Annotated in this window: 12 protein-coding genes and 1 pseudogene; 6 read left to right on the forward strand and 7 right to left on the reverse strand. The window is 36.9% G+C overall.

What is annotated here, in order from left to right:
* Positions 1–717 (reverse strand): annotated as a pseudogene (locus ACFIME_RS00575) (phage tail tape measure protein); the annotation flags it as partial.
* A gap of 780 nt (positions 718–1,497) precedes the next feature.
* Here ACFIME_RS00575 and ACFIME_RS00580 point away from each other — a divergent pair.
* From ACFIME_RS00580 to ACFIME_RS00605, 6 genes are all read left to right on the forward strand, one after another.
* On the forward strand, positions 1,498–1,710 hold the full coding sequence (locus tag ACFIME_RS00580; protein WP_375633122.1) for a hypothetical protein: 213 nt from the start codon (positions 1,498–1,500) through the stop codon (positions 1,708–1,710).
* Between the two features lie 131 nt (positions 1,711–1,841).
* Positions 1,842–2,351, forward strand: a complete 510-nt coding sequence (locus ACFIME_RS00585) for a right-handed parallel beta-helix repeat-containing protein (RefSeq protein ID WP_375662415.1) — start codon at positions 1,842–1,844, stop codon at positions 2,349–2,351.
* Between the two features lie 19 nt (positions 2,352–2,370).
* Positions 2,371–3,849 (forward strand): hypothetical protein, encoded by a 1,479-nt coding sequence (locus tag ACFIME_RS00590; protein WP_375684346.1) that lies wholly within the window; start codon positions 2,371–2,373, stop codon positions 3,847–3,849.
* A gap of 88 nt (positions 3,850–3,937) precedes the next feature.
* Complete coding sequence (locus ACFIME_RS00595) at positions 3,938–4,549, forward strand: hypothetical protein (RefSeq protein WP_375684347.1); 612 nt, start codon at positions 3,938–3,940, stop codon at positions 4,547–4,549.
* A gap of 124 nt (positions 4,550–4,673) precedes the next feature.
* Positions 4,674–5,261, forward strand: coding sequence for an autotransporter outer membrane beta-barrel domain-containing protein (locus ACFIME_RS00600; protein ID WP_375662418.1), 588 nt, complete (start codon positions 4,674–4,676; stop codon positions 5,259–5,261).
* On the forward strand, positions 5,239–5,403 hold the full coding sequence (locus tag ACFIME_RS00605) for a hypothetical protein (protein ID WP_375662419.1): 165 nt from the start codon (positions 5,239–5,241) through the stop codon (positions 5,401–5,403). The genes ACFIME_RS00600 and ACFIME_RS00605 overlap by 23 nt, the downstream gene beginning before the upstream one ends.
* 657 nt (positions 5,404–6,060) lie before the next feature.
* On the opposite strand, the gene ACFIME_RS00610 is transcribed toward ACFIME_RS00605, so the two are convergent.
* From ACFIME_RS00610 to ACFIME_RS00635, 6 genes are all read right to left on the reverse strand, one after another.
* A complete protein-coding gene (locus ACFIME_RS00610) occupies positions 6,061–6,843 on the reverse strand; it encodes an ABC transporter ATP-binding protein (RefSeq protein ID WP_375662420.1) in 783 nt (260 codons plus the stop codon).
* Positions 6,830–7,714 carry an ABC transporter ATP-binding protein gene (locus ACFIME_RS00615; protein WP_273790733.1) on the reverse strand — a complete coding sequence of 295 codons (885 nt, stop codon included), beginning with the start codon at positions 7,712–7,714 and terminating at the stop codon, positions 6,830–6,832. The genes ACFIME_RS00610 and ACFIME_RS00615 overlap by 14 nt, the downstream gene beginning before the upstream one ends.
* On the reverse strand, positions 7,707–8,636 hold the full coding sequence (locus tag ACFIME_RS00620; RefSeq protein ID WP_273790732.1) for an ABC transporter permease: 930 nt from the start codon (positions 8,634–8,636) through the stop codon (positions 7,707–7,709). Before ACFIME_RS00620 ends, ACFIME_RS00615 begins: the two co-directional genes overlap by 8 nt.
* Positions 8,637–8,638: 2 nt before the next feature.
* Positions 8,639–9,712, reverse strand: coding sequence for an ABC transporter permease (locus ACFIME_RS00625; RefSeq protein ID WP_375613823.1), 1,074 nt, complete (start codon positions 9,710–9,712; stop codon positions 8,639–8,641).
* Between the two features lie 108 nt (positions 9,713–9,820).
* Positions 9,821–11,437, reverse strand: a complete 1,617-nt coding sequence (locus ACFIME_RS00630) for an ABC transporter substrate-binding protein (RefSeq protein ID WP_375684348.1) — start codon at positions 11,435–11,437, stop codon at positions 9,821–9,823.
* Between the two features lie 357 nt (positions 11,438–11,794).
* The coding region (locus ACFIME_RS00635) for an ABC transporter substrate-binding protein (RefSeq protein ID WP_375684349.1) at positions 11,795–12,694 on the reverse strand (900 nt) is incomplete at its 5' end.

A 12,694-nucleotide genomic window follows, 5' to 3' on the forward strand; every position in this document is an offset into this window, starting at 1 on the left:
TGTCCCGCCGTGCAGCGCATTGGCACGTGCCCGTTGCAAAGCATGGGCAACCGCACGACCAGTGTCCATGGGTTCACGCGCACCATTGACATGCACCGTGACATTTTGATTGTGTGTGATGGTGGAGTGATCTTTGTCTCTTTGCTCTCTCGCAGATGAATTTACAGGAGAAGCCCCCGCAAATTGCACGATGGGTTGGATGGACGTTTTACCCCCCAAAAAACTTGGCAAAAACTCTCTTACATCAATCGACCCAATCCACCCCTTAATGCGGCTGGGCAAAGATTTACAAAAATCGCTCAACTTTGTGATGGGTGCCATAAAACCATCGACAATCCAATTGGCTAAATCTTCGCCGGCTTGTTCCATACCAGCCTTGGCATCATCAGAGAGCTTTTCGCGGGCAAAAAAGCTTCCCAACCAGCTCCAAAAGTTGGAAAGGCTTTGTTTAACGCCCTCCCACAAATTGCCAAACCACTCGACAACAGCGCTAAGCTCTTGTTTAAACTTTTGCCAAGTTTGAGAGAAATCAAAAGCAGCAGCAATGATGTTTTTCCATTTGGTGATGGTGGTGGTATCAGCACCAAAATAAACCAAGACGTGTGCGCCAGTCATGGTAAAGCGCAACACACGTAGAACAATGTTAAAAGCCATCAGGGCGGCAATGGTTTTGATAATGGCGCTTGTTAAAACGGGATGGTCCTTGCCCCATGCCATTAAAACGCGCATTTAATGGTAAAAAATAACCATAAAAACAATAAATTATCACGTATTTCTAACTAATCTCACCTCTTCCCACTTAGTACAAAACCTAATGTCAAACTACATCCAACGGAGTTTTGTATAGTATGTAGCCTTTCGGAAATTGTGGCTTATCAGCGGATTCTACATATTTTTATATTTTATTTGTTCAAAGAAGACACTGAGCACTCAAAGAACCCTCAACGCTCTATTAAAGCCTTCTCTCATTTTTGCTGTCAAAAACTCATTCGATACATAATGTAGGTAAGAACAATCAATTATCACATATCCACTCTAATTTCACTTTTTTCCACTCAATATAAAATATAAAGTAAATTACACACAAAAATATTTATTATTTATTAACTTTAAAACTATAAAATCTCTCATTTTTTTGAAAATGTACAATATTAAAAACACTACTATTCTTATTTATATTATATTTTTTAATTTATTTTATATAACTGTATTTCTTTAATTATACATCAATAAATATTAAAATAAATTAATATTGATATAAAATAATATATATCACTAATAAAAAACTTATTTTTAAAATATAATTATATAAAAATACATTATGAAATAAATTTAATATTACATAATTAAACATAAATACAACTTTAATTTTGACAAAAAAAGCAAAACAAAATATCAAAGTGCTGTGTTATTAAAATAAAAGCAATATCTATTTTCACTTCTGCTTATGAAGTTAGCGGGAAAATGAATGTTGGGGGCTTTAAAAGGAGTAGACTGATGCCTAAAAATTTTCTTCTATCCTGCACAGCAATTGTGGCAGTTGTACTTTCTTCTATCAATCTTAATGCACAAGCTAAAAATCTTGAAATTTCAGAAAGTAAAAAAGAAGTTTCCAACGAAACCTACGAAATTATTCACGCAAAAAAAGGTGGTCAAATTATCGGCAAGCATTTGACGATAATCGGAAACAAAAAACAAACACCAACATAGGCACAAATGCGCACGCTATAACAGCTGAAGGTTCTAACACTGCGATTGAATTACTGGATGGTACAACCATTAAAGGAACTGGTTCTAGCATTTTTTGCGGTCTTGAAGCAAAAGATGGTGCTACACTGAAAATGACCGGGGGAACTATTACAGTTTCCAACACTGGCGCTAAATTCTTGAACAGTAAGAATGCTGAAAACAAGCTAAAAGATATAATAATATCAAGTGGCAAAGGCAAAGCTCCACTAACTTTTGCAATATTTGCAGACAAAGACAGTGAAGTCACTTTAGAAAATGTAAAAGTGACTAAGGCAATGAATAGCGTTACTGCAAATAATAAATCTGAAATCACGATATTAGGAGGATCATTTGATGCCACAAAGGCAGCAATATCTGCTTACAATGGCAGTCGCGTAACTCTAACCAATAATGTTCAAGCTACATCATCTCATGGCACTGGACTCCATGCAACAGATTCAGAAACCACAATCGAAATGATGGGAGGAAGCGTAATCAAAGAAAAAATGGCGTTGGTTGCAGAAAACGGTGGACATATCAAGGTCACGGATGTTCCTACAATAGGCGCAGGAGTCAATAGCGCTAATAGTATGATTGAATTTATATGGCAATACAACGATTAAGAATGCTGGTGTTGGGCTTGTGGCAAGTAACGGTGGCGTAATTAAAATGATTGGGGGGACTATTACAACTTCTAAAACTGGTGTTGACTTCGTGAACAGTAAGAGCACCGAAAGTAAACTAGAAAATGTAATAATATCAACCGGTAAAAATAAAAAATCAGGCAAAGGAATTCTTCTAGAGAAAAAAAGTGCTCTCACTTTAAAAAATGTAAAAGTGACTCAAACAGGCAACAGCGTAATTGCAAATAATCGTTCTAACATAACAATCTCTGGAGGATCATTTGATTCAAGCTATGCAACAATATGTGCTCAAAATGGTAGCAGCATCACCTTAACGGACAATGCTCAAATTACGTCACATGATGAAGCAGTCCTCTATGCACAAGACTCAAAATCCACAATTACGATGACAACAGGAAACGTGACAGGAAAATATACAGCCTTAGAAGCAGACATAGGTGGCCATATTACGGTTACAAATGTTGCTTTAAAAGCAACTAATAATGGCCGTGGTGTAGCTGCTGGTGCAGCTGCCTCTGGCTCTAACAGTGTGATTGAATTGCTTGGAAATACAACGATCAGTGACGTTAAAATCGAAATTGATGCGCAAAACGATAGCACAATCAAAATGATCGGAGGAACCATTACTGCTTCCGAAGCAGGCATTCACTTATTAAAAAACAAGAGCAATAACAAACTGAAAGATGTAACGATATTAAATCGTAAGGATAATGCACTACTAATCAATGCAATAATTGCAAGAAGAAGTGCCATTACTTTAGAAAATGTAACCGTTCCGCAAGCAATCAATAGCATAATTTCAGATAATGGTTCTCAAATAACAGTTTCTGGAGGATCATTTAACGCAAAAGGTGCAGCAGTATCTGCCATAAACGGCAGCACTATTACTTTAACTGACAATGCTCAAATTACATCATCTGATGACAGTGGGCTCTATGCAAAAGACTCAAAATCCACCATCACCATAACGGGAGGAACAGTACAAGGTAAAACTACTGCATTATTTTCCGGAAACGGTGGACATATTAAAGCCACGAATGTTACTCTAATAACAGCAGATAGTAACGGATTCGATGCGGAAAGCCAAGATGTTGGCAGTTTAGTTGAATTATATGGCCATACAACGATTAAAAATGCTGAGATCGGACTTTATTCAGAAAATGGCAGCACAATCAAAATGAATGGAGGGACAATAATTGCCGAAAATAGTGCATTTGTTGTAAATAATAATGGACATATTGATGTAACAAATGTTTCTGCCACAGCAGAAGATAGAAGTATAGCATTTGAAAAATCTAAGAACAATAAAACATCAGAAATCAATTTAACCAATGCAAAACTTCACATTAAAAATGGTACTGGAATTAATGCAAATGAATCAATTGGTAAAGCCAATCTCAAAAATTCAGAAATCCGTGCCAATGTTTTATTAGTAACCGAAGCCTCAACGAAAAAAATGATTTCACTTTTATACTAAATGCCGATCACTCCATCTTAGACGGCAAAGTGAGCACTGAAAAAAATTCAAAACAGTCTTTGATTTGCAAAACAATACGAAATGGATATTGAAAACAAGCACAAATAAAAAAAGCCAGAACGAAAAACTGCTTGATATTGCTCAAAGAGCACGTTCTGATATTTCTGTCCTTAACATCAATAACAGCTCTATTGTTTTTGAAGAGCCAACTGAAGATCATTATCACACGTTGCACATAGGATCTGGCAGACCAAATACTAAAAAAGTCTACAATGCTACAGGAAAAGCAGAAATTCATTTCAACGTCGAATGGAGTGATAGTGCTGCCATAAATAAACAAAAAGCTGACCATCTTCTGATTCACGGTGATGTTTCAGGTACTACACTGGTTTACATCACTGGACATTTAGAAAAGAACAATATTAAAGCAGACGCTTCTGCTCTTACCAGTGCACGTGGTCTTTCACTCATTCAAGTTTCTGGAAAAGTAAATCTAAACTCTTTCAAACTTGCAAAGGACTATATCACAATAAGTGGTTCACCTTATAAATATATACTGAAAGCTTATGGACCAAAATCAAACCACAGTAAAACAAATACTGAACAAAACCTTTTAGGAGAAAATAAAAACTTCTGGGACTTTCGCTTACAACCAGTACTGCTTGATAGAGACTCAAAAGTAAAAACCATCGTGCTATAAATACAAACTATTTGATCAAGCCCCAATGCTCTCTTGTATGCTGGATTGACCAATATGGCTAAGCAAAATGCAACTGTTAACCAATATGCGACATTTGTCTTAAGGAAAGAATAAGACAAACGGAATGGCTTTTTCTTATACACCTATGGAAAAACAGGAAGCTTATTTTTTGATAAGTAGTACTTCTAGTAGATATGGTTATAGCAGTGCTCATCTTCGTTATGCTGCTCTACAAGGAGCTGTTAACTTTGTCGCGCTAGAAGGGAAAAATATCTACAACACATTTTGGTCTTATAGAAACCTATGGACAACTCTCTTTGCACTCCAAAGAATATGCAAGACAGCAAGTAAGAGCATATTGAATAAATGGTCATTTCACTCACCGCCTATGGCAGTAAACAGCGTGACAGTGGTTTCTATCTTGATACGCTGTTTATCCTATGGATTCCTAAAGAGAAAGATCACCAATGCCCTCATTAGTACAACCGCAAAATTGAAAAATGCAAAAATGTTGGCGATCTCCACAACTGTTAGCAAACAATTTGCAACGGGTATCCAAGGCGTAACATTCGAACCGCAGGCACAGCTTGCCTATCAACATTTGATGTTTGATACCATTAAAGATGCTGATAATCTGACCATTGAGATGCAAAATCCTTCTCAATGGATAATCCCGTGTTGGTGGACGTTTGACAAAAACCATTGCCACTGAAAACAGCCGTCCTATGTCTTTCTATGGAAAATTAAACTTAATCAAAACCTTTGGTGATGATCAGACATTCCATATTGATAAGTATTATAAATGTGACCCCTTGGGAAGTTCCGTTGAAGGTGGGCTTGGTATTAGTGCATAATTGTCCGCTAACCTCTCCCTTCATGGTGATGTCAGCTATCAACAAAAGCTTCAAAAAACTGGTATAAGTGGTGCAAGCTTTTCAGGAGGAATACTCTATCAGTTTTAAATCAAGACTGTAAAAAACAGCCTATTCAATTTAACAAAAAGGCAGCATATTGCTGCCTTTTTGGTTTATTATAAGCTGTTTTTAAGCGCTTTTTTAAATAGAGAACAGCGAAATATTTGAAGACAGTCATTGACCATTGGATGTTTTTTACAAAAAATTCTTTTTATAAAGAATAAAACTGTAAAAAAGAGAACAACCAAAAACAAAATGATATTGTAAAATAATGAGAAGCTTTTCTAGAAAATACAACATTACTATCTTTTGTTATTTCTCACAAATTTAATGCTTAAAATCCCAAAATAAAACTTTTGAACATAAAATGATAAGTAAAAAATAATGCAATAATATCAAACAAAGGGATATGTTATAAGTCACTCATATATTTCAAAATGGAAGTTCTAATAGGATTTAAAATATTACAGCTCAAACACTGCCCAGAAAATTCATACTGAAAAAATCCTATTATCCCCTTCCCTCTTAACAATGCCGTCAAACATCTCCAGAAACTTCAAAACAAATAAAATTGCATTTTCTCTTTTGTAAAATTGATCATGCTCTTTGCTCTCTATGGACAATAGGCTCTATACTTGCTTCAAAAAACTCCTTTGTATAATCGTGTTGCGCATGTAGATTACGCAATTCATCATTGCTAAGCTCTTCAAGAATAATCCCTTTATGCATAATTCCAACACGTTCACAAATATGTGCAACAACAGCAAGATCATGGGACACCATCAAATAAGTAAGCTTTTTTCTCACGCGCAGTGATTTCAACAAGTTTAAAATTTCAGCCTGTACAGACACATCCAATGCAGATGTTGGCTCATCAAGCAACAACACCTCTGGCTCAATAATTAAAGTACGTGCAAGAGCAATACGCTGACGCTGCCCTCCAGACAACTCATGAGGATAACGATAAAGAAATGAAGAATCTAAACCAACGGAATCTAAAGCATCCTCCACCCGCTCTCTTTGATTATCCATTCCATGGATTTTGAGCGATTCAGAAAGAACCGTATGGACCATTTTTCTTGGATGCAGCGAAGCATAAGGATCTTGAAAAACCATTTGAATACAGCGTAAAAAATCCTTACTTCTTTTCTTTTCAACTTCTTGTCCAGCAAAAAGAAACTTTCCACTATAATCTGGAATAAGCCCCACCAATGTATTCAAAATAGTTGACTTTCCACATCCGGATTCACCAATCAAACCATAAGCTTCACCACGCTTAATATGAAAATTAACATTTTTAACAACTGTTACTGCCTTATGCCTGTGCCCAAAAGTTACAGATAAATTAGAAACATCAATAATATTCTCACAATTTGTCATGAGGAACCTCCTCAACGCCATTAACAATCGTAGGATTATACAACCAATCAGGATCACGCTCAGGAACAGCCAAAATATCAACTGGATTATCAAGCCGTGGCAAACTCGCGAGCAACGCCTTTGTATAAGGATGACAAGCGTGAGACAAATCAGAAGCAGGCAACTCTTCTAACACACGGCCCGCATACATCACCAAAATACGATCACAAAAATCAGCAATCATATTTAAATCATGACTAATGAAAATAAGTCCCGTTCCAGATTTTGTCACAAGTTCATCTAATACAGATAAAACTTGTCGTCTGACCGTAATATCAAGTGCAGATGTTGGCTCATCGGCAATAATTAAATCAGGTTTTGGAATGAGCATCATTGCAATCATCACGCGCTGCCCCATCCCCCCAGATATTTCATGAGGAAAGAGACGCATCACATGTTCAGGATCACGAATATGAACAGATTCTAACATAGATATGGTGCGCTCCCTCGCTTCAGCTTTTGAAACACGATAATGAATACGGTAAGCCTCCATAATCTGTTCCCCGATCCGTATTAATGGATTAAGTGAATATTTGGGGTCCTGTAAAATCATTGAAATACGTTTCCCACGGATTTTTCGCATCTGAGGTTCACTTGCGGCCAATAAATCAACATCCTCAAAGCGCATTTTTTTAGCTTTAACAATGGCTGCTTTTGGACTCAACCTTAGTATTGCGCGCCCAGTCATCGATTTTCCAGATCCGGATTCACCAACAATTCCAATTTTTTCTTTTCCAACAGAAAAACTAACGCCACGCACAACTTCTGAAATGCCGCGCGTTGTAGGAAAAGAAATACGTAAATCTTCTACTTCTAATAATTTATTACCCATTGCGTGGATCCAATACATCACGAAGACCATCACCTAAAAGGTTGAAAGCAAGACTTGCAAATAATATTGCACAGCCTGGTATTGCCGCCAACCACCAATTTGTCATCATAAATTCCCGCCCTGAAGAAAGCATCGCACCCCATTCAGGACTTGGAAGTTGAGCTCCCAACCCTAAAAAACCAAGACCAGCAGCCGTTAAAATAATTCCAGACATATCCAAAGTTAATCGTACAATCACTGAAGGAATACACATGGGCGCAACATGAAACAAAATAATTCGCCAAGCAGAGGCCCCTTGCAGGCGAACTACAGAAACATAATCAGAAGAACGTATTGTCAAAGTCTCAGCACGTGCTAAACGTGCAATTGGTGGCCATGCTGCAATTGAAATTGCAATAGAAGCATTTTCAATCCCTGGTCCCAATGCGGCTGAAAATGCAAGAGCTAAAATCAAACCTGGAAAAGCAAGAAAAATATCGACAATGCGCATGAGCACAGTATCAACCCATCCGCCCATATAACCAGATACAGTTCCAACAATAAGCCCTATTGGACCTACAATAACTGTTGTAAGAAAAACAACATAAAGAGTAATACGGGAACCAAAAACAAGGCGACTAAAAATATCACGTCCCAATTCATCTGTTCCAAAATAATGCGCCATAGAGGGTGGCTGCAACCGATGCCCTAGATCATTGCTAAGAAAATCATGCGTAGCAATCCAAGGAGCAAAAAATGCACATATGATAATAATACAAATAATAAGCAGACCGAATACAGCCGAAAAGTTATGAAAAAACTTAGCCAGTGCGTGATAAATTCTTTGTATGTTCGCTTGAATTATGGAGTTTGGAACAGGATCGTTTAACCAACTACCCAAAGAAGATGATGATTGCGATTTATGATGATTACTTACTGTCATATTCAACGTGTCCTTGGATCAAAAATGCGATAAAGCAAATCAGAAAATAAATTAATGGCGACAAAGATAAATCCTACAAGTAAAGTACATCCTACAACTGCATTCATATCTCCGGCTAAAAGAGCATTTGTCAAGTAATGTCCAAAACCAGGCCAAGCAAAAACTGTCTCCGTTAAAACAGCCCCTTCTAATAAAAAAGCATAAGAAAGTGCAACAACGGTAATAATTTGAACAGCAGCATTTCGAAAGGCATGCCCCCAAACGGTTCGCGCCCACGATAATCCCTTTACACGTGCAGTAATGATATATTCCTGATTAAGCTGCTCAATCATAAACCCACGAGTCATACGGCTAATATAAGCCATAGCACCGAAAGCCAAGATCAAAGCAGGCATAATAACGTGACTAAAAACATTACCAAAAGCCTCCCATTGTCCTTGGCTTGCAGTATCCCAAAGGAAAAATCCTGTTTTTGGTTCAAAAGAATATTCATAAAGAAAATCAAGTCGTCCTGGGCCACCAACCCAGCCAAGTTTGGCGTAAAATATTAACAACGCCATTAATCCGAGCCAAAATGTTGGAGTAGAATAACTTACAAGTGTAAAAACACGGACAACATAATCAATAAATGAATCGCGATACATTGCTGCAAAAACACCAAATGGAATTCCAAGACTTGTGCCAATAACAATAGCAACGGTTGCAAGCTCTAATGTTGCAGGAAATACACGCATAATATCGGCTAGAACAGGTCGCCCAGAAGTTAAAGCATCTCCAAAGTCAAACAAAAATACATTATGAAGATACTTCCAATATTGGACAATCAACGGCTTATCAAGACCCAGCTTATAATACATTGCATCATAAGCTTCCTGACTAATATTATCACCAAGAATAGACAGAACCGGATCTAGAGGAAGAAGATGACCAAGAAAAAAAGTGATCGTCACCAACCCAAGCAATGTGATAAAAACTGAAATAAGAAGTTTCAATCCTTTGCATAAAAAATCCCATAAAAATAATTTTTTCTGCTTTTCTGATACAGCTCTTTCAGTCTCTGAAAGTGGCAAAACCATTATAAAAATCCCCTCTGTAGCGACAAAACATAAAGCAAATACTTTTTTATATAACAAAACAATCTCTTATTAAGCATGTTCTACAATCATTTTCTATAACATGCTTCTTTATTTTTCTGCTTCATTGTAATAAAGTCTATAACTGTTCCAAATCCATTTTTTGACATCAGGTCCCATACCAACGGTATAATATGTCTGAAATAAATAAACCATAGGACCATGCTCTAGCACATAATGCTGTAAAGTACGATATTGCATGATACGCTTATTGGGGTCTTTCTCAAACAAAGCATCCATCACCATGTTATTAATATTTTCATCATAATACCCAGCGCGCCAAGCTAAATACATATTGTGCTTTTTTGTAAATGTTGGATCAGGGTTAAACACGTGATTTAATGAAGCAGGATGTCCATCAGGATCGGCACTCCCCCACCCCATAATAGCAGTATCATAATTTCCACCACGTACACGGCTCAACAATTGATTTTGTGCCATTTTTTCAATTGTAAGCTCAACACCAATTTTGCGTGCATTGGCTTGAATAGACTGTGCAACAGACGACATATAACTAAGGCTTCCAACTAAAAGATTAGCTTTAAACCCATTAGGATAACCAGCTTCAGTAATCAGTTGTTTTGCTTTTTTCAAATCCAACTGAAAAGGCAAACCTTCTTTTTCATCTAAAGCACCTGGAACACCTAAAGACATATAAGTTGCCCGTGGAATAGCAATCCCTTTCAAAACAGTTTTTCCAAGACCTTCATAATCAACCAAATAACGAAGTGCCAATCTGACCTTTTCATTCGCAAAAATTGCATTCTTATTATTTAACGATAAGTAAATAATCTGCGGACGCAAAACACGACTAATTTTGACTGGTCCTCCCTTTTTTTCAAGATCTAAAATATCCTCTGAAGAAAGATCACGCACTATATCCACATCACCTTTTTCCAAAAGAAGTCTTTGACTTGATGAATCCGCTACATGCTGCACAACAATCTGCTTAATTTTAGGCACTTCGCCCCAATAATGTTGTGTCGCCTCTAACACAACTTTATCTCCTGGAGACCAGCTCACCAATTTATAAGGTCCAACACAAGCTGTATGTGTTGCTAAATATTTATTCCCCATATCACCGTTAATACTCTGTGCTTCAATTGTTTTCCGATCAAGCAAAGCAGAAGCATAAGATTGTCCAATAACAGTCAATATGAGCTGAATAGGATAGGGTTTATCTAATTTTAATTGTAAAGTCTTATCATCAAGAGCCTGAATATTTGTTTCAATATTGTTTTTGGTAAACCCATAATCCATTAAAGATTGAGCATAGCTTAATCCTAATTTAATAATCCGTCGCATTGACCATACCAGATCTTGCGCTGTAGCCATCCTTCCATCATTAAACTTTAAATCATCACGAAGATGAAAGACTATTCTTTTGCCATTGTCTAAAACGTCCCAAGATTTTGCCATAGCAGGGCGAATTTTTGTAGGATCGTGTTCATCATATTGCACTAACGCGCTGCAAATATTCGTCAATAACTCACTCGTCACAACCTCAACAGTTTGCGCTGGATCAAAACTACTAATTGAATCAATATTCCATGCCATTACCAATATATCTTTAGATGAGGCACTGAATGCCGATGTTACAGCCCCATTAAAAAAAACGATTGAGCTTAATAAAATAGAAAATTTTTTCAATATTCTTTGTTTTCCCATTTTATCTCTTCCTTTTGTATTCTTCTACCTTTTCACACAAAGTGATTGTGATTTTGCTTAAATAGCATAGCATTAGACATCAATTTCATTTAATCAAACTAAGCATCTATAAAATAATTTTCTTATACATCAGTCTATATTCGGGATGCAGAGAATCTATAACCATAAACAAAGATCCTCCCCAATATAACTTTCTATATTCATCCCTCCTTAATAAACGACCTCCATCATATACAGCACAAATATCCCCCACAGTTTCATCCTTTAAAAAACTGAAGGACTTTTATATGAAAAAATATTTTCATCATGCAATTATGATCAAGCTATTTTTACCTTTGACAACACGAAAAGACACTTTTATTTTTCAATTTTACTATAAAAAATACGCGGTGCACTATTCCAAACCCATTTTTTGACATCCGGTGTCATCGCTATAACGCTATATTGCTGGTAAATAAACGCATAAGGTCCTTTTTGCATAAGTTCACGTTGTAAATCAGCATATATTTGCGCCCGTTTTTGCGGATCTTTTTGAAACAACGCTTCTTCAACTTTTTGATTCATCTTAGCATCAAAATACCCATGCTTCCAACTAGGATAGGCTGTATTTCTAGCCTCAAAACGATTATCTGGATTGAAAATAAGACGTGAAGCCATTGTATGAGGATCGGCAGAATCATTATTCCATCCGATAAAAGCCGTATCAAAAGCTCGAGCATCCACTTTTGAAAATAACTGTGTACCTGCTACACGTTCAATTTTAAGACGCACGCCCGCCTGTGCAGCACTATCTTGGAGTGACTGAGCAAGTAACAAAGTATAAGGAGTGTTTGACACGAGAAAATTTGCCGCAAATCCATTCGGATAACCAGCCTCTGTTAAAAGCTGCTTGGCTTTTTGAATATCAAGCTTAAAGGGCTGCCCTTCTTTTTCATCTAAAGCCCCAAAGTTGCCAAGAGGAATAAAACTGGCCCGTGGAACACCAATCCCTTTGAGAAGCTTCTTGCCAAGACCTTCATAATCTATGAGATAACGCATCGCCAAACGCACTTTTTCCTTAGCAAAAATAGGATTTGTCATATTAAATCCCCAGTACATCATAGTTGGCACTAACACTCTTTCAACTTTAACATCTGTTGTTTTTTGCAGATCTGCAAGATCTTCAGGTGTCAAATTACGAGCAACATCAATATCATGTTTTTGCAACAACAAACGTTGTGTTCCGGGCTCTGCAACATGGCGAATTAAAATCTGCTT

It is taken from the genome of Bartonella sp. AP1QHHD, assembly GCF_042196265.1.
GTDB lineage: Bacteria > Pseudomonadota > Alphaproteobacteria > Rhizobiales > Rhizobiaceae > Bartonella.

Excerpts from the sequence above, each read along its gene's own strand:
- ACFIME_RS00580 (WP_375633122.1), top strand. The coding sequence starts at position 1,498 with ATGCCTAAAAATTTTCTTCTATCCTGCACAGCAATTGTGGCAGTTGTA.
- ACFIME_RS00585 (WP_375662415.1), top strand. The coding sequence starts at position 1,842 with ATGACCGGGGGAACTATTACAGTTTCCAACACTGGCGCTAAATTCTTG.
- ACFIME_RS00600 (WP_375662418.1), top strand. The coding sequence starts at position 4,674 with ATGGCTTTTTCTTATACACCTATGGAAAAACAGGAAGCTTATTTTTTG.
- ACFIME_RS00610 (WP_375662420.1), bottom strand. The coding sequence starts at position 6,843 with ATGACAAATTGTGAGAATATTATTGATGTTTCTAATTTATCTGTAACT.
- ACFIME_RS00615 (WP_273790733.1), bottom strand. The coding sequence starts at position 7,714 with ATGGGTAATAAATTATTAGAAGTAGAAGATTTACGTATTTCTTTTCCT.
- ACFIME_RS00620 (WP_273790732.1), bottom strand. The coding sequence starts at position 8,636 with ATGACAGTAAGTAATCATCATAAATCGCAATCATCATCTTCTTTGGGT.
- ACFIME_RS00625 (WP_375613823.1), bottom strand. The coding sequence starts at position 9,712 with ATGGTTTTGCCACTTTCAGAGACTGAAAGAGCTGTATCAGAAAAGCAG.
- ACFIME_RS00630 (WP_375684348.1), bottom strand. The coding sequence starts at position 11,437 with ATGGGAAAACAAAGAATATTGAAAAAATTTTCTATTTTATTAAGCTCA.